This is a genomic window from Nostoc sp., assembly GCF_036917375.1.
Lineage (GTDB): Bacteria > Cyanobacteriota > Cyanobacteriia > Cyanobacteriales > Nostocaceae > Nostoc.
Map to the genome: position 1 here is coordinate 108,494 of NZ_JBALDN010000093.1, position 17,442 is coordinate 125,935.

The 17,442-nt window shown below is 40.0% G+C and carries 14 protein-coding genes; 8 read left to right on the plus strand and 6 right to left on the minus strand.

The window, feature by feature from the left end; genetic code table 11:
- Window positions 1–45 precede the first annotated feature (45 nt).
- Genes rpsR through V7K45_RS24415 form a run of 3 tightly spaced genes read right to left on the minus strand, consistent with a single transcriptional unit; the run spans window position 46 to window position 1,059 of the window.
- Complete coding sequence (gene rpsR / locus V7K45_RS24405; protein WP_012411240.1) at window positions 46–261, minus strand: 30S ribosomal protein S18; 216 nt, start codon at window positions 259–261, stop codon at window positions 46–48.
- Window positions 262–263: 2 nt separating this feature from the next.
- Complete coding sequence (gene rpmG / locus V7K45_RS24410) at window positions 264–458, minus strand: 50S ribosomal protein L33 (protein WP_069069844.1); 195 nt, start codon at window positions 456–458, stop codon at window positions 264–266.
- A gap of 43 nt (window positions 459–501) precedes the next feature.
- On the minus strand, window positions 502–1,059 hold the full coding sequence (locus V7K45_RS24415; RefSeq protein WP_335007533.1) for an RDD family protein: 558 nt from the start codon (window positions 1,057–1,059) through the stop codon (window positions 502–504).
- A 786-nt stretch (window positions 1,060–1,845) separates the two neighbouring features.
- Here V7K45_RS24415 and V7K45_RS24420 point away from each other — a divergent pair.
- The 4 genes from V7K45_RS24420 (at window position 1,846) to V7K45_RS24435 (ending at window position 6,974) form a co-directional block, all read left to right on the plus strand.
- Complete coding sequence (locus V7K45_RS24420; RefSeq protein WP_335007534.1) at window positions 1,846–4,305, plus strand: diguanylate cyclase; 2,460 nt, start codon at window positions 1,846–1,848, stop codon at window positions 4,303–4,305.
- 158 nt (window positions 4,306–4,463) lie between these two features.
- Complete coding sequence (locus V7K45_RS24425) at window positions 4,464–5,138, plus strand: PEP-CTERM sorting domain-containing protein (RefSeq protein WP_335007535.1); 675 nt, start codon at window positions 4,464–4,466, stop codon at window positions 5,136–5,138.
- A gap of 85 nt (window positions 5,139–5,223) precedes the next feature.
- Window positions 5,224–5,544, plus strand: a complete 321-nt coding sequence (locus V7K45_RS24430; protein ID WP_335007536.1) for a hypothetical protein — start codon at window positions 5,224–5,226, stop codon at window positions 5,542–5,544.
- A 164-nt stretch (window positions 5,545–5,708) separates the two neighbouring features.
- Entirely contained in the window at window positions 5,709–6,974 is a 1,266-nt protein-coding gene (locus V7K45_RS24435) for a molybdopterin molybdotransferase MoeA (RefSeq protein ID WP_335007537.1), read from the plus strand.
- A 110-nt stretch (window positions 6,975–7,084) separates the two neighbouring features.
- Here the strand turns inward: V7K45_RS24435 and V7K45_RS24440 are convergent, their stop codons facing one another.
- Window positions 7,085–8,317, minus strand: coding sequence for a cysteine desulfurase-like protein (locus V7K45_RS24440; RefSeq protein WP_335007538.1), 1,233 nt, complete (start codon window positions 8,315–8,317; stop codon window positions 7,085–7,087).
- A gap of 669 nt (window positions 8,318–8,986) precedes the next feature.
- On the opposite strand from V7K45_RS24440, the gene V7K45_RS24445 reads away from it, so the two are divergent.
- From V7K45_RS24445 to V7K45_RS24460, 4 genes are all read left to right on the plus strand, one after another.
- Window positions 8,987–9,208: a DUF4327 family protein gene (locus V7K45_RS24445; protein ID WP_335007539.1), complete on the plus strand. Its 222-nt coding sequence runs from the start codon at window positions 8,987–8,989 to the stop codon at window positions 9,206–9,208.
- Between the two features lie 1,776 nt (window positions 9,209–10,984).
- Window positions 10,985–15,268 carry a PAS domain S-box protein gene (locus tag V7K45_RS24450; protein ID WP_335007540.1) on the plus strand — a complete coding sequence of 1,428 codons (4,284 nt, stop codon included), beginning with the start codon at window positions 10,985–10,987 and terminating at the stop codon, window positions 15,266–15,268.
- A 20-nt stretch (window positions 15,269–15,288) separates the two neighbouring features.
- Entirely contained in the window at window positions 15,289–15,615 is a 327-nt protein-coding gene (locus V7K45_RS24455; RefSeq protein WP_335007541.1) for a hypothetical protein, read from the plus strand.
- Between the two features lie 332 nt (window positions 15,616–15,947).
- On the plus strand, window positions 15,948–16,070 hold the full coding sequence (locus tag V7K45_RS24460) for a hypothetical protein (protein ID WP_335007542.1): 123 nt from the start codon (window positions 15,948–15,950) through the stop codon (window positions 16,068–16,070).
- Window positions 16,071–16,135: 65 nt separating this feature from the next.
- Here V7K45_RS24460 and V7K45_RS24465 read toward each other — a convergent pair whose 3' ends face one another.
- Together V7K45_RS24465 and V7K45_RS24470 are read right to left on the minus strand one after the other, a co-directional pair.
- A complete protein-coding gene (locus V7K45_RS24465; protein WP_335007543.1) occupies window positions 16,136–16,477 on the minus strand; it encodes a XisI protein in 342 nt (113 codons plus the stop codon).
- Between the two features lie 358 nt (window positions 16,478–16,835).
- Window positions 16,836–17,414, minus strand: coding sequence for a Uma2 family endonuclease (locus V7K45_RS24470; RefSeq protein ID WP_335007544.1), 579 nt, complete (start codon window positions 17,412–17,414; stop codon window positions 16,836–16,838).
- Window positions 17,415–17,442 lie beyond the last annotated feature (28 nt).

The window sequence follows — 17,442 nt, forward strand, 5'->3', positions numbered from 1 at the left end:
TTGATTCTTAACTCATCACTCATCACTCATAACTCATCACTCTTTTTAGCCTTCCGCATTGATAAATGGCAACAGAGCCACAATCCGCGAACGTTTAATTGCTAATGTCAACTCTCGCTGTTGCTGAGACGTAAGCCCGGTAATCCGACGTGGCAGTATCTTTCCCCGCTCGGTGACAAACTTACGCAATAAATCAACATCTTTATAATCGATTGGCTCTCCTGGCTTGATCGGAGAAAGGCGACGACGGAAATAACTCATCTCTACTTAATTTCCTTGTGAACGGTATGTTTGTTGCAGTGGGTGCAGAACTTTTTCAGTTCTAGCCGGTTAGTGGTGTTGCGGCGATTCTTAGTACTGGTATAACGGTTAACACCAGCAGAACGCTTATCTGGATTTGTCCGGCACTCAGTACACTCTAGTGTGATAATAATGCGGGCACCTTTACTCTTAGCCATAATCTTACAAACAGTGAAGCCTGAAGAGAATTAACACAAATGACTATCTTCTCACATTCCGCCGCATATTTTCAACTAATCTTTTAATTTTTATATCGAGCGAGTAGCCACGACGCGACGAAACAATGAAAGTTCCACAATAGCGATCGTGTAAAGCCTGCCGCATCTGGGTATCAGAGAAGGCAGTCCCGCAATCAATTGCTAGGGGAATTACTAGCAGTATAGCAGTGGGATTGGCTCTAATATTGCTCAGAGCAATTGACACTAATAAAGCACCCAAGCCGATAATAGCCTCTCGCTTCACCAGTGAGAGCAAATCTGGAATTCTGCCCACTACTTCCCCATCTTCAACTTCCAACACTTTTAAATCGAACGCCCAACGCCCTAAACTTTGCCCTTGATTGTTGTATACCACCACTACCCGCAAAAACAGCCAAAGTATTACAAAAACTAAGATTTCAAGAAATTGAATCCCAATGTCGCTGCCTCCCAGTAGGGAACTGACTAACCAGACACCAAGGAAATCAAGTCCTAATGCCATACCTCGCCGCCCAATCTCAGCTTTGGGATAGTGTTTTTGAGGAAGTCGTTCGATAGTCATATAAAATAGGTATTTTTTTTTAGGGGTTGGGAAATAGCGATCGCTCCTGTTTTTAATATATTAGGACTTACGCACTATACAAATTTACGATCTTGTGAATCAACGAAAATACGTATTTTCAGCCTTTGAGCGATTATCCTTTGATAAATAGCCCTGCCTAAAAAGTGTAGAAAAATCAAGGTTTAATGCCTGAAATCCATATCAAATATTTGGTACTTCCTGTCAATGCTTAAGTCCTATACATAGCTAGCAATCTTATTTGAGTTCTGAAAATTATCGAACCGCCAACGTGTTTAGTGTCTCGCAGATAAGCCGCCAAGCGTAACGTACCCTTAAAGAAGAGTGCCAAATTGCAATTGCTACTATAAGACTAATATTTGATTTTTGAAATATACATAGGGTGTATAAGTCCGAAAAACTACGGTATTCTTCCAAAGTTTTCGTGTATTATGCTCCGCTAATATACCTTATAAAACTACTTATATTTTTCAAAAATAATCTACGAATACTATAATAATATTGGTAATATTTCTGAGATGTTATCTAAATTAAAAAAAAGTTTGGGATTTTTAAAAAAAGAGTTTATCTCTATTTTTTAGGTTATTTTAATCGATTCGTAAACGCCATATTTTGAAGTTACTGTAAATATTAAAAACTTTGATCGTATTTAATTTATTCTTTGAGTATCTTGGAATTAGATAATCAGTTAAACAAGTAATTTTAAATATTTATTTATAATTGAAAACTGATTTAGCTAGTATTATATGCTAATACTTTCATGTTGCCATGTCCTTCAATCGTCTATCAGGTAATGAAATTAGTTCAGAACAAATTATTCATCAAATTAGAAAACTGACTGTGCGAATACATCAGTCATTTGATTTGACTGAAATTCTCAAGGTAGTCGTCACCGAAGTTAGGAAAACTTTAGATAGCGATCGCACTATTATCTATCGCTTCTTGCCTAATGGAGATGGAGTAATTGCTGAAGAATCTGTCAACCGAGAATGGATGCCAATTCAGGGACAATTAATTTACGATCCTTGCTTTAATGCCCAATGGGTAAAGCAATATCAACAGGGACGAGTAGGTGTGATTGAAGATATTGATAGTAAACCACTCGATCCCTGTTACAAACAGTTATTAACCAAGTTACAGATTCGAGCGAATTTAGTAGTACCAATTTTAGTAAATAATCAGGATCTGTATGGAATTTCTACCTCATCTCCTCAATTGTGGGGTTTACTAATTACTCATCAGTGCAGTAGTCCTCGCCAATGGAGTTGTTTAGAAATTGAATTTCTCCAACTGGTAGCAACACAACTGGGAATCGCCCTCCAGCAATCTGCTATCAAAGAACGCCAGCGTGTGGAAGACGAGTTGCGCTGGCAGCAAGCTTTGCTGCGCTCCATGACAGACACTTCTTTGTTGGGATTCTATGTTGTTGACAATCGTACAGATAAAATTCTTTATTTTAACGATCGCTTCTGTGAAATTTGGGGTATTGAGCATTTGAAAACCCAGATGCAAATTGGCGAGTTGAAAAACAATGACATAATTCCTGATTGTCTACCCTTAATTGCAGATTTACCAGCATTTGCTGAATCCTGTAAACCGTTACAGTCTGAAGAGAATCGTTCCATAGTTGAGGATGAAATTTTATTTGTAGATGGGCGCACGATTCGGCGTTTCTCCAGCCAGATTCGGGATATTCAAGATCGGTACTTTGGCAGGTTATATATTTTTGAAGACATCAGCGATCGCTTACGTACAGAAATCGCACTCAGAGAAAGTGAAGAACGTTATCGTTCTGTCATTACAGCAATGGCAGAAGGTGTTGTACTGCAACAAGCTGATGGACGCATTACTGCTTGTAACGAAAGAGCAGAAAAAATTTTGGGGCTAAATACTGAGCAAATGATGGGGCGAACTTCTATCGATCCGCGATGGAGAGCCATTCATGAAGATGGTACTCCTTTTCCAGGAGAAACCCATCCCGCCATCGTTACTTTACACACCGGACAACCACAATTTAGTGTTGTCATGGGGGTTTACAAACCTGATGGCAGCTTAACTTGGATTTCCATCAATTCTCAACCATTGTTTCGACTCAATGAATTAAAACCCTATGCAGTGGTTGCTTCATTTACAGATATCACAGCACGGAAACAGATTGAACTTGCACTGCAAAACCAGGCAGAACGAGAACGTATGGTTTTTGCGATCGCTCAACACATCCGCCAGTCGTTAGATTTAGATGAAATTTTGAATACAACCGTTGCCGATGTGCGACATTTTCTGCAAACCGATCGCGTGATTATTTACCGCCTGAATGCCAATTGGAGTGGTACCGTCGTCATGGAGTCTGTGGCAGAAGGCTGGAAGCCAATCCTGAATATGGAAATTACAGACACCTATTTTGTCGAGACACAGGGACAGTCCTATCAACAGGGTACGATTAAGGTTACTCCAGACATCTACATCGCCGGATTAACTGCTTGTCATCTAAAGTTATTGGAACAGTTGCAAGTCAGAGCCAAGCTGGTTGTACCAATTTTACAAGGTGATGGTCTTTGGGGTTTGTTAATTGCCCATCATTGCCGCGCTCCTCGTGAGTGGCAACTTTGGGAAAGTGAACTACTTAAGCAATTAGCAACACAAGTAGCAATTGCCATCCAGCAATCACAACTTTGTCAACAGTTACAGCTTGCCAATCAGAAGTTAGAAAATCTCGCTATGGTCGATCAATTAACTCAGATTGCCAATCGACGAGTTTTTGATATCAAGCTGAATCACATCTGGCACGATCTCTTACGAAAGAAATCTTTTCTCTCATTACTCTTATGTGACATTGATTATTTCAAGCAATATAACGATACCTATGGTCATGCTGCTGGAGACACTTGTTTAACCCTCGTTGCCCAAACTCTCAAACGAACTGTCAAACGTTCTACAGATTTGGTTGCTCGTTATGGAGGAGAAGAATTTGCTGTCATCTTACCAGACTCTGACAGCGATGGGGCTATCCATGTTGCCAAACAAATTCATGAAGCTATCCAACAGATGAATATTTCGCATACTGCATCGGCTGTAAAGCAATGTATCACGCTGAGTATAGGAATTGCGACAGTAATACCTGTTACTGATTTGGTTACTCTCGATCTAATCAAAGCAGCCGATCGATCTCTCTACCAAGCAAAAGCACAAGGGCGTAATCGTTCATTTGTAAATAGGCTTTCCTTTTAGTATAACTCACCATAAATAAGGTACAGAATTCACTTTTGGAATGAAACTTGTCTAGTAGGATTGCAGTTTTTATTTCCGGCGCCTTTTCGCGGTAATGTGTACTAAGAAAAGGTAAAATCTTTGCTGGGACTATTTTAATTAATTTGGAAGTTGTATCTATGACACATCTGTTTGTTAAAACAGCTATGAAGATGGTGGCAACTACTAGTTTAGTGTTAGCGATCGCCATAAACACGAACAACCTAGCTCATGCTGCTGAGTTTAACTTTAATTGGAAAGGAGATACAGGTTATTCAGCCAAAGGTTCATTTAACTACGATACATCAACTGCTCCAAATGTCATTTTTGAAACTGGTTTGGGAGCTACGAAGAACTTACAATCTCTCTCAATTTCCTTCTTCGATCCCTTGAGTAATCTCATCAATAGCTTCACTCCAGTGCTTAATAGTGTATCTAACTACAGCTATTTGAGATTCAACTTTGATAGCACTACCGAGGAAATCTTTGGCCCTTTTGATGTTGGCAAAGATGATGACCTTCCTGGCGACACATGGCTTAATAATAATCTCGCACTCGTAGATGAAGGTTTTAGCAATCAGGTTCTAGCTAAAGAATTTCATTTGAACAATAGAGATGCAGCACGCGCAGAGCAAATACTAGATTTAAGCAACAATTCGGTTCAGGTATCCAAAGTCCCCGAAGGAAGCATAATTATCGGTTTACTTGCAGTGTGTAGCTTAGGATTTACCCTCAAGCAGAAATCAATCCAAAATCCAAAATCTAAAATTTATCAGTGTTACTTTACAGGGATAAAAGAAAAGTTTAACTTTTAGAGGATGTTTGACAAGTATTAGGCGACTTCCAGTCGCCCAGTGAGTAATAAATTAGACTTTTCAAACAACCTCTTAAGAAGTTTCTATGGAAAAAATAATTCATCCTATTAAATACCGAATTATCGAACGTAAAATTACCCCAGAAAAATCTTATTGGTATTTTCTTAAAGGTAAAACCTTTTATAACCCACTGAATCTACCAAATGAGGATGATATAGAATTCATGTTCGGTACAACTAAAAAGAAAGTTGTTATTGAATTATTTCGGATTAATGGCGGGAAGGTAGGATACTATTTGGTAAACTTACTAGAGAAAAAATACTACTACTGTGGTCAAGACTGGGCAAGTATCAAAGTCAAGCTAAGAGAATTAGGTATTGGTAGAGATGAGCCAAATTACCCTTGACGTAAGCGTTTAGGGGTATAGAGAAGACAAAAAGCAACCTCCAAAATAAAGCAATAAAATTAAGCAGCTTTCAAAAAATCAGAATCATTAGAACAAAATGCTCTCTTGATTAAGTCCTCAGTGTTACTTTACAGGGATAAAAGAAAAAGTTGGAGGCGATCGCTATGTTATCAGTCAGCGATGCAGAAGCAATTATTTTAAATTTGGTACAACCGTTGGATCGTCAACGGGATACAGAAGTTGTAGATTTATTGACAGCAGATAGTCGCATTTTGGCAACGCCTGTCACCAGTCCGCTAGATTTTCCCCATTGGGATAATTCGGCAATGGATGGCTACGCAGTTCGCTACGAAGATGTACAACACTCCAGCACCGAACAACCAACTGTTTTAGAAATTGTTGAAGAGATTCCGGCTGGGTATCAACCCAAATCTACGATTCAACCAGGACAAGCCGCACGAATTTTTACAGGTGCGGTAATCCCAGCAGGTGCGGATACTGTAGTCATGCAAGAGAAGACACGCCGCGAGGAAAACCGCGTATTTATACTGGATGCGCCAAAACCGCAAGAATTTGTCAGACGCCAAGGATCTTTTTATCAAGCTGGAACACAACTACTACCAGCAGGAATTAAGTTAAATGCCTCAGAAATTGCCGTATTGGCAGCAGCACAGTGTCCGCAATTAAGTGTTTACCGCCGTCCGCGTGTGGCAATTTTTTCCACTGGTGATGAGTTGATGACAATCGATCGACCGTTGCAACCAGGGCAAATTGTGGATTCTAATCAGTATGCGCTGGCAGCTTTGGTAAGACAAAGTGGCGCAGAACCGTTAATTTTAGGCATTGTGAAAGACGATCCAGTTGCTCTGGAGAAAGTGATTGCCCACGCCATTGCGATCGCTGATATAGTTATCTCTTCTGGTGGCGTCTCAGTGGGAGATTATGACTATATTGACAAAATTCTAGAGTCACTACAAGCAAAAATCCACATTCGGGCTGTGGAAATCAGTCCAGGGAAACCCCTGACTGTCGCCACTTTCGCCAGTACAGACGCGATTAATCGCGTCTCTACAAACTCCCCACTTTATTTTGGTTTACCAGGAAATCCTGCTGCTGTGTTGGTGACATTTTGGCGATTTGTGCTACCAGCAATCAAGAAACTTTCTGGAATTACTGAAGGTTGGGAACCAGCATTTTTGAAAGTGCGATCGCATGATGAATTGCGATCGAACGGCAAACGTGAAACTTACCTTTGGGGTAAATTGCATTTAATTGATGGTGTTTACGAATTTCACAAAGCTGGTGGTACTCACAGTTCTGGCAATTTAATTAATTTAGCTCAAACCAATGCCTTAGCTGTCTTACCTGTGGGTAAAACATTAATTTCTCCACAAGAAGAAGTGCAAGTTTTGCAGCTTTGTAATAGGTAATGAGGACAACGGGACAAGGGGGACAAGGAGGAATTATTGAATAAATCTTTTCCTGTTCTTCCCCCTCTTCCTTGTCTACCCTGTCTCTTTTCAATGCCCAATGCCCAATCTTAAAATATCTGCTCAAAAGCCTCAATCAAGTTGTTAACTTCCTCAAGGGTGTTGTAATGCACCATACTCACCCGGACTATTCCACCTTGGGATGCTAACCCCAGGTATTCAATGAGCCGTTTGGCATAAAAGTCCCCATAGCGAATCCCAATATAATGTTGGTCAACTTTTGCCGGAATAGTTGAGCTATTTATTCCATCGACGACAAAAGATATAGTTGGTACACGGGTTTGGCGGTCAGCCTTTGCTTGACCAATCACTCGCACATTCGGCTTACTGTTGAGGTAATTTAGGAGGCGATCGCTAATTTTTTCTTCATGGATGCTAATTAAATCAAACGCTTGCACCATTTGATTTCTCAAATCAGGTGCAGTTTCATTACCATAGTGCAGTTGTGCTAATTCACTTAAATAATCACATAAACCTAACATTCCATAACTTAATTCAAAATTGACATTCCCTAACTGAAACTTATAAGGTATATCTGTCTGGTCAATAAAATAATGGTTCAGACTAGGCAATTTTAATAAATGTTCTTCTTTACCATAAAGTAAAGCATGGTGAGGCCCATAGACTTTATAAAAACTCAAAGTATAAAAATCAACATCTAAATCTTGGACATCAACTAATCTGTGAGGTGCATAAGCTACACCATCTACACAAATCATAGCGTTGCGATCGTGTACAAATGCAGCAATTTCTTTGATCGGGTTGATGGTTCCTAGAACATTAGAAGCATGAGTCAAGGCTACCAGTTTTGTACGCTGACTCATCAATGGTTCTAAATCTGCTAAATGAAGTTCCAAAGTATCTGGACGAACTTTCCACACTTTAACCTTCATTCCTTGTTTTTCAAGAGCTACCCAAGCACCAATATTAGCCTCATGGTCACAATTAGTAACAATCACCTCATCACCAGGTGTAAAGGTTTGACCCAAACACATTGAAAGAACTTTCAACATCATTGTAGTAGATGGCCCCATGACCACTTCTTTATAAGAATTGGCATTAATGAAAGTAGCCATTCCTCTAGTTGCTAAAGCCAATCGTTCTCCTGCAAGTTGAGAAATTCCATAAGAAGCTCCTAACTGGACATCAGAAGTTAAGAGAAATTCACTAATTCTATCTACTACTTTTTTCAAGGTTTGCGATCCACCAGCATTATCAAAAAAAGTCCACTCACCAGCTAGAGCCGGAAAATATTGACGAACTTTATCAAGATTCAGGAGCATAATATAAGTTTTCTAGAGAATGTTCTTTACCCTAGCCTACCTTCTGACAAGTAACATATACATTAGACCTGTCTTGAAAGTCTACTTTCATCCTTGGTTGTGAGCCGAAGGCTCATGGAGGTCTCTTGCATAAATCAAAAATAAAAAACCCCACACTCAACCCCACCCCTTACCAAGGGGAGGGGTGTTAGGGACTTTTGTAAGAGACTCCATGAGCTGCGCTCACAAGGAACAATGAAAATAATCTAGGAATGATTTTGCGTTGTTTGTTGGCGTAGTCTCTGCCTCCAACATACTGTTCGCGTCGGGAGCATCTCAATGAGTGTAAAAACCCGCCTGTCCTAGCGAATGGAATTCGCGGCTATACAAACAAAACCTACCTCCGTGGGTTTCAAATTCTTTGAGTCCGCGTAGGCGGACTTCTCTGCGAGACGCACTCGCATTCGTTTATGTAGCCGCGATTTCTAATCGCCTGGTATATTTGCAAAGGTGAGATGCTCCCGTTGGCGTTCGTAGAGAAGTTGAAATTTCCTGTATTTAACTTCCAGCAACTATTAATGTCTTGATTCTTCACAATTCTCACCAATTTTATTTGATAAGTTTAAGGGAGAGTCAAAGCAACTATTGTTTTGAATCTTAATTCCTTGATTGAAAATAAAGGAACGACTTATGAGCACTACGGTTAAATATGACATCCAAGTTATCAAAGAAGAAGCACTTCAACTTGTTAAAAAGAGACTTGTTAACCGTCAGCAGCCAATTTATACTCTTTGTAAATATATTCCTCATCGTGACTGGGTTAATTTTGAACTTGAGTTAGAAAAAAATGAATTTCTACTCAGAGATAGAATTATCGATTTACTGAATCACGAATCTTGGGAAGATGAGTGAGGCTGCATAAGGCTAAACACTATTAGCTGCATCCCAATAAAATCAAAATTAGAAATTCATTTTTCAACATTAAAAACTCTCAAATTAATCGAGGGCTATAAGCAAGAGATTATTCAAGTAAGCAATAAATCTTGATGGATAGCTTTGGCTTGAAAAATACAGCACTTTGCAATTGAATGAGGTACAGAACCAAGCATTCACAAATCAAATTATTCTTCTTCCTCCTGCCTCCTGCCTTCTGCCTCAAAACCAGTGACTTTGTACCTCATGCAAAAGAAAACTGCTGTAAAATAACCATCGCTAGCGTAATAATTCTTTGTTAAGTAAGTTGGCACAATACAAATAAGCTGTGTGAATAAAAGCAAACAAGGTTCAAACCCTTTTTCTACCTTCTTTATCCCAATAATAATTATTGACACTGAGCTACAGTAGACACGCAAGTTTTTGAGAGTTGTCCTACAAACTTACCATTATCCTCTCGTTTGCCTACTCTGTATGGGAATGGTTAATTAGGGGTTGCTACCTCCAGTCAGACATAGCCTAACCTCAGAAGCAACCTCACCTCTTTGGCAGTGGATTTGAGAAATTTTCTGTCTTCTTTTTATACACGTGTCAATTGATACCTAATAGTTAGGCTATAGCCTCACATTCTTGAGCAATTAATTACTGAAATCAAGAAAAACAATTAGACTAATCGGTTTCAGTAAATTGGATTAGGTAGATAACTCTTCTAGCCCAATCCATTCAGTAATCGATTGCCATTGGCTTGCGTAAACAATAGTACTTATACGTTTTTCTTTTTGAGGCTTTCTAGGTAGTTTTCCCATGACAACATCAGCGAATGAACTGGATTCGTTCCTATTATAAATAGGCATTTCCTGCCAGCAGTGACGGCAAAACCAGTAAGTCTCTGCACCGCGTGTATGTTCTAAAAGCAAACTTGAGCAGCAAGGACAGTAATTCATATTTTTCTCAAATCCTGTTCATAAAAGTGTTATTGCGATTCAGGGCAGCTACTTGAGAAGCCCGTAGATATTAAAAAGAAACTGTCTATATTTTGACTATAGTCTTTAAATATGAGTAACTTGTGAGGATAGTTAAAATACTTAATAATTTAGCAAAACTTATACACATTTCTTAAGTAATCCTTTCAGGCTAATTTAGCGGTTTTTTCACAAGTCCCTCAAATTATCTTCGTATAAATTCTTATAATTATAAATGTGGAGCTTCAGAGCGGCGTTACTGCTAGCATGCCACGTACTTCTAAATAGAATAAAGAAATAAACCAGTCAAATCCTCTTTCCTTCTGACTTTTGTTTATTAAGAAAGCCGAAATTCTGAACCTATGTCGATGTTCGAGGTCAGGTGTTTAATATTTACACTCATCAATTAATTTCAAATATTTCACACTAATAAATCTATCAAAACCATCAATTAAGCTAATCTATTGACATAGCAAATCATCTATCTATAAATTTGACAATAGAATGAGTTTGGCGACTCTAAAATTTTATTTACTTCCTAGCTTAGTTACTAACTTGTATTGTGTCTTATGTATTAGGCATTCTAATATTTCAAACCTGTATTTATCAATACAATTAATTTATAGTTGCTTTATAGTTAATTTATGATTGCTTTGTAACCGCTTGCTAGTTGCTTGATATTTATTACGCCACAATAATTTCTGATTTTCAACAGCTGACCTCTTTTGCTTGTTACTAACTTCTGCTAATTCATCCTGAATATTAAAAAGCTTATTAGGATTGATAATTAATTATGCAATTTAACGATCGCTTGATTCACTTACCTAGTTTAAATCATGTAATAAATTATTCCCCATTAACAATTAAACCTGATAGTTTTGCGATCGAAGCTATTTTATTGATGAGTCAAGAAGGATGTATTAATTATGCATCTAGCAACTTAAATTATTCACTGAATTTAACTCCTGGTAATCAACCAAAAACTGGTTGTGTATTGGTTATGGAAGGAGGAAATTTATTAGGCATTTTTACTGAAAAAGATGTAGTTAGACTTATAGCTTCGAGAAGAGATTTATCCAGGGTGACAATGGCTGAAGTGATGACACAAGCAGTAATTACCCTTAGACAATCAGATTCTCAGGATATTTTTATTGCTTTATCGTTATTGCGTGAGTCTCAGATTGGGTATTTGCCCGTTTTAGACGATCGCGGCCAATTGGTAGGAGTCATTAACGAGACTAGCTTGCTACAAGCCTTTGACTTGGTAAAAATGGTTGGGGTCGTTGAAGGTTTGCAGCAATATTTACAAAAACCCAGAGATGAATTTAGCCAGGTTAATCAGCACACAGAGATACAGCAAGTGTGCTGCCAGACTCAAAATAACTTAAAGCTATGGGTTGAGGCACAATCGGTTGAAATTATGCAAGTTAATCAAGAGCTTCAGCAAGCCCTTGAAGAACTCCAGGTTGTGGAAGAAGAACTGCGCGAACAAAATGAAGAGTTGGCCGTTGCCCGCGAGCTAGTAGAATTGGAGCGCCAACGTTACCGGGATTTGTTTGAGTTCGCTCCAGATGCTTACTTGGTAACTGATACAGCAGGTATTATCCAAGAGGCTAACCGAGCAGCAGCAATCTTGCTGGCTGTACGCCAAAAATATTTGCTAAACAAACCATTAATTTTATTTATTCCTCACGAAGATCGCCAGACTTTTACCACTCGATTAATTAACAAACAACAGGAACACAAGTGGGAAGCTTACTTAAAACCACAGGGAGGTACAGCTTTTCCGGCTAGTATTAGAGCTGCTGCCATGTACGATTCAGAGGGTAAACAAGTTGGCTGGCGCTGGTTACTCTGGGATATTAGCGAACGCCACCAGGCAAAAGAATTGCTGCGCCAAGCTTACGAGGAGTTAGAACAACGAGTGGCAGAACGGACAGCAGAACTTGTGATGTCCAATTTCCTGTTGCAACAAGAAATTACCGTTAGCGAAGCTGCCCGAAGGGATCGCCAACGCGCAGAAGTTGCATTACGCCAGAGCGAAAATCTCTATCGCCAACTCGTGGAAAGCCAAACTGACATAATTATCCGCATTGATTTGCAAGGGCAGATTACCTTTGCCAATGCGGTTGCTTGTCAAACCTTCGGTTGGAAACAAGATGAGTTTCGCGGTCAGTCAATTTTCCAATTTCTTCATCCAGATGACTTGCCTGAAGCGATGGAAGATATGGCAGCTTTAGGATCTTCATTTCATCCCTTGATTAATCGCGAGCGACGTGCATTGACAGTCAACGGTATCCGCTGGTTTCAATGGAATGCGATCGCAATTCATAATGACAAAGGAGAGGTTGTTGAAATCCAAGGGGTAGGCAGAGATATTACCGAACAGCAAGCTACGCTACACGAACGCCAACTTGCCGAAGCAGCACTGCGCCAAAGTGAGGAGAAATTTCGCAAATTTGCCGAAAACACCCACGCAGTTATCTGGATTGCCAGCACAGATTCATTCCGAACCTTGTATGTTAATCCTGCCTATGAGAGGATTTGGGGTCGCTCTTGCCAAAGTCTTTACGACCAGCCAGACTGTTGGCTAGAGGCAATTCATCCAGACGATCGCGATCGCGCCACCCAATCATTCGAGCAACTGCTTAGTACTAAATCTAGTTCAGCAGAATATCGAATTGTGCAACCTGATGGATCGATTCGCTGGATTTGGAATCGGGGCTTTGCTGTCTATGATGAGCAAGGAGAAGTTGACTACTATGGTTGCATCGCCGAAGATATCACCGAGCGCAAACTGGCAGAAGAGTCACTGCGCCAAAGTGAGGAGAAATTTCGCGCTATTGCCGAAAATATCCACGCTGCCATCTGGATTGCTAGCCCAGACTCATTCCGAACCTTGTACGTTAGCCCTGCTTATGAAAAAATTTGGGGTCGCTCTTGCGAATATCTATTGGAGCATCCCGAGTCTTGGATAGACTCCGTTTATCCAGACGATCGCGGTTTAACCACTAAAGCAGCAAAGCAACAGCTTAGTGGTGAATCCGCTTCAATAGAATATCGAATTTTGCGACCTGATGGATCGATGCGCTGGATTTGGGATCGCAGTTTTACTGTCTACGATCGCCAAGGAAAAGTTCAATACTATGGTGGCATCGCCAAAGATATCACCGAACGCAAACTAGTCGAAGAGTCACTCCAACAAAGTGAAGCGCGATTGAGTTTAGCTACCGAAGCAGCCCAAATTGGCATCTGGGAGCGGAACCCGATCGCCAATACTGGTATTTGGTCTGCCAATATGGGGCCACTTTATGGTCTACCCAGCAATACCTTGTGTCCAACCTATGAAGATTATCTCAATTTAATCTATCCAGAAGACCGCGAATTTGTGGCTGCGAGTATAGCGCGGATGATTGAGCAAGGAAAGGGATCTACAGAATATCGAATTGTCTGGCCCGATGGCAGCCTACACTGGTTAAACTGCAAAGGTCAGGTTTACTATAACGAAATCGGTCAGCCGCTCCGGATCGTCGGCACAAATAGGAATGTCACTGAGCGCAAGTTGGCAGAACAAAAAATCTCTGAACAAGCCGCTTTACTTGATATTGTCACCGACGCCATATTAGTTCGAGATTTTCAGTCTCAAATCTTATTCTGGAATCAAGGTGCAGAGCGGATGTACGGTTGGCTTTCTACAGAGGTGACAGGAAAAAACCTCCAGGAGATTTTTTACACAGCAGGAACTCAGCAGCAATTAGAAGTACCCATGAAAAGGGTAATTGAGAGTGGCTCGTGGCAAGGTGAGTTAAATAAAGTTACAAAATCTGGTCAGAAAATTCTTGTGGAAAGCCGCTGGACATTGATGCGCGATTCTGCCGGAGATCCCAAATCCATCCTGACTGTTGACACTGACATCACTGAAAAGAAACAACTCCAAGAGCAGTTTTTTCGCACCCAGCGATTGGAAAGCCTTGGCACTCTTGCAGGTGGAATTGCCCACGACTTGAACAATATATTGACACCAATTTTAGCAGCTGCTCAATTGCTCCAGGGAAGATTTTTACAAGATGAGGAGCGTTCTGGGCAACTGTTGGCACTTGTAGAAACCAACGCCAAACGCGGAGCAGCTTTAGTAAAGCAAATCTTGTCCTTTGCGCGAGGATATAAAGGAGAGCGGACAATTATCCAAATCCAGTATCTGATTTCAGAAATTGTCCAAATTGCCAAACAGACATTTCCCAAATCTATTGAACTTTCCACGTTTATCCCAAAAGAAATTTGGGCTGTAAATGGAGACATCACACAACTGCATCAAGTATTGATAAATCTGGTAGTAAATGCCCGCGATGCTTTACCTAATGGCGGTAATATCAATATTTCTGCGGAAAATAAGTTTATTGATGAAGCTTATACGCGAATGAATCTTGATGCTAAAGTTGGGCATTATGTTGTGATTACCGTTGCCGATAACGGAACTGGGATACCGCCAGACATAATAGATAGAATTTTTGAGCCATTTTTTACTACAAAAGAAGTCAATGCAGGTACCGGACTTGGACTTTCAACAGTGCTGGGAATCATTAGAAACCACGACGGTTTTATCAAAGTGTCTAGCAATGTTGATATAGGCAGCAAATTTGACCTGTTTTTACCAGCAGTGGAAACAACCCAAGCGTTCAACATAGAAGAGGTGGATCTGCTTCCAGGAGAGGGAGAATTGATTTTGGTTGTGGATGATGAACCCCAAATTCGGGAGATTGTCACAATCATCTTGGAAAACCATAACTATAAGATACTAACTGCCAATAATGGCATTGAGGCGATCGCGCTTTACGCCCAATACGATCATCAAATCAATGCCGTATTGATGGATCTAATAATGCCAGAAATGGATGGAATCATCGCTATTCGCACCTTGCGAAGAATGAATATGCAGGTTCAAATTATTGCCTGTAGCGGACTCAACTCAATGGAAATCTTTGCTGAATCTGCTGATGCTAATGTACAAGCAGTTTTATTAAAACCCTATACGGCCAGAGAATTATTAAAAACCTTACATAACTTATTCAGAAACTAGGCTAGTACCGCAAGGCGGAAGTGGCTTCAAGGTTGACGTTAGTGACTCCAGGGTTGGCGGGAGTGACTTCAGGGTTGACGTTAGTGACTCCAGGGTTGACGTTAGTGACTCCGGGGTTGACGTTAGTGACTCCGGGGTTGACGGTAGTGGCTTCAGGGTTGACGGCAGTAACTCCAGGGTTGACGGTAGTGACTCCAGGGTTGACGGGAGTGACTTCAGGGTTGACGGTAGTGACTCCAGGGTTGACGTTAGTGACTCCAGGGTTGACGGGAGTAACTTCAGGGTTCGTTTTTGTTTGGTGCGATCGCTTAATTATAAAAACTTACTGCGAGCAAAGCAATCTTTGAAAAGAGCGTTGGCGTAGCCCGCCGCAGGCATCGCTCTTTGATACCATTTTTTCAGATTAGATGCTCTAATAAGCCGCTTTCAGCCACGCTAGTACAGCAGGGCGTAAATAAGCCAAGCATTTGGAATGCCTGAAACGTTTTCACAATCTCCTAGACATCGCTTGCAGAAGTTTGGGACAATCTAGAAGATATTCAGTCGGTAGCTTGAAATATCTATGACTAGTAAGGAATAATTAAGAAGTGTTGCCTCAGAAATTCCATTATTTAATAATATTGAGCAAAAAGCAACGTTTTTGTTTGTGATTGGGGCGTTATTTTCGAGAGTTATTAGTTTGAAAAAAGCCGCAGAAATTATGGAAATAGAGCCTGATGTATTTCTTCAACTATTAGATTTGATGGGGCTGGAATTTTCCTACTTGACTAAACAAGATATCGCTATAGAAAAGGATTGGTAGGGTGTGTGAAGGTTGTTTTTAACTCTTCTCCCTGTTAACGTAATAATTCCCAGAGAAAATAATCTTTAAACTGTCGCAAACTCAGTATATTTCCGCACTTCTGGAGGCTGGAAAGCCAAGACAATATCAATTTGAGGAACATTTAAACGCATTAACTCGGTTGCCATTCCTTCTTCAGTCAAATCTTCTTCAATGTAAATTTTGTCATTTTTAATGCGAATGTAGACAGAAATGCCTTTAACTCTTTTACCTTGTTTCCAACCAATATTGAACCACAAATATTGACTTATCTCATCATCAAAAATTAACACTTCATCCACATCAACAACAGAAACTTGCGAAGATATTCTTTGATACTCTGTTAATATTTGTTTGATCAGATTTTGATATTGAATTAACTTATCCATTTCACAGAAAATCACTTATATCAAGTTCGGGTGATTACTTATAATAAAATCTATCAATGTAGGTTGGGTTGAACGGCAGTGAAACCCAACATGAACAAGGATCAAATGTTGGGTTTCGTTCCTCAACCCAACCTACAAATATTATTATAAGTGTTTAACCGAACCTGATATTAGCTATGAATTTCAGAAAAGAGCGATCGCTCTTTGATGCCATTTTCTCAGACTAGATGCAGGGTTCGTCTTTGTTTGGTGCGATCGCTTAATTATAAAAACTCATTGCCAGCGAAGCAATCTTTGAGTGTTGCGTTGGCGTAGCCCGCCGCAGGCATCGCTTTTTGATGCTGTCATAAATTAATATTTATCTCCAGATTATTGCTAAATTTAAAGTAAATCCTGGTAAAATATCTTCACCTAATAATTCTTTTGGATGTTCTAATATTTCCAGTGGTTGACCAAGACGGTAGATTTCTACCTGACGTAATTTTGAATTAATTAACCAACCTAATTTAACCCCGTTATCGATATATTCCTGCATTTTATCTTGGGTTTCTTTCAAAGAATCGCTGGGTGACATTAACTCTAAAACGAAGTCTGGTGCAATAGGTGGAAACTTTTCTTGCTCTTCAGGTGTAAGTGTATCCCATCGTTCTTTTCTAATCCAAGCGACATCAGGAGAACGGTTTGCACCATTAGGCAATTTAAAGCAAGTGGAAGAATCGAAGCAAATTCCTAGTTGAGTTTGACGATTCCAAATCACAAAATCTGCCGCAATTTCAATATTACGATTTCCAGTCTCTCCGCCTGTGGGTGGTATGATTAGAAGTTCTCCCCTTGCATTGCGTTCAAATTTGATTTCAGGGTTTTCACGACACAACTGATAAAATTGATTGTCGGTGAGTTGGATGATGGGGTTTAAGTTGATGGCGATCGCTGTCATAGTAACTATATTGGGGATGACATCAAAA

Coding starts and splice junctions, on each gene's coding strand:
- rpsR (WP_012411240.1), bottom strand. CDS start 261: ATGAGTTATTTCCGTCGTCGCCTTTCTCCGATCAAGCCAGGAGAGCCA.
- rpmG (WP_069069844.1), bottom strand. CDS start 458: ATGGCTAAGAGTAAAGGTGCCCGCATTATTATCACACTAGAGTGTACT.
- V7K45_RS24415 (WP_335007533.1), bottom strand. CDS start 1,059: ATGACTATCGAACGACTTCCTCAAAAACACTATCCCAAAGCTGAGATT.
- V7K45_RS24420 (WP_335007534.1), top strand. CDS start 1,846: ATGTCCTTCAATCGTCTATCAGGTAATGAAATTAGTTCAGAACAAATT.
- V7K45_RS24425 (WP_335007535.1), top strand. CDS start 4,464: ATGACACATCTGTTTGTTAAAACAGCTATGAAGATGGTGGCAACTACT.
- V7K45_RS24430 (WP_335007536.1), top strand. CDS start 5,224: ATGGAAAAAATAATTCATCCTATTAAATACCGAATTATCGAACGTAAA.
- V7K45_RS24435 (WP_335007537.1), top strand. CDS start 5,709: ATGTTATCAGTCAGCGATGCAGAAGCAATTATTTTAAATTTGGTACAA.
- V7K45_RS24440 (WP_335007538.1), bottom strand. CDS start 8,317: ATGCTCCTGAATCTTGATAAAGTTCGTCAATATTTTCCGGCTCTAGCT.
- V7K45_RS24445 (WP_335007539.1), top strand. CDS start 8,987: ATGAGCACTACGGTTAAATATGACATCCAAGTTATCAAAGAAGAAGCA.
- V7K45_RS24450 (WP_335007540.1), top strand. CDS start 10,985: ATGCAATTTAACGATCGCTTGATTCACTTACCTAGTTTAAATCATGTA.
- V7K45_RS24465 (WP_335007543.1), bottom strand. CDS start 16,477: ATGGATAAGTTAATTCAATATCAAAATCTGATCAAACAAATATTAACA.
- V7K45_RS24470 (WP_335007544.1), bottom strand. CDS start 17,414: ATGACAGCGATCGCCATCAACTTAAACCCCATCATCCAACTCACCGAC.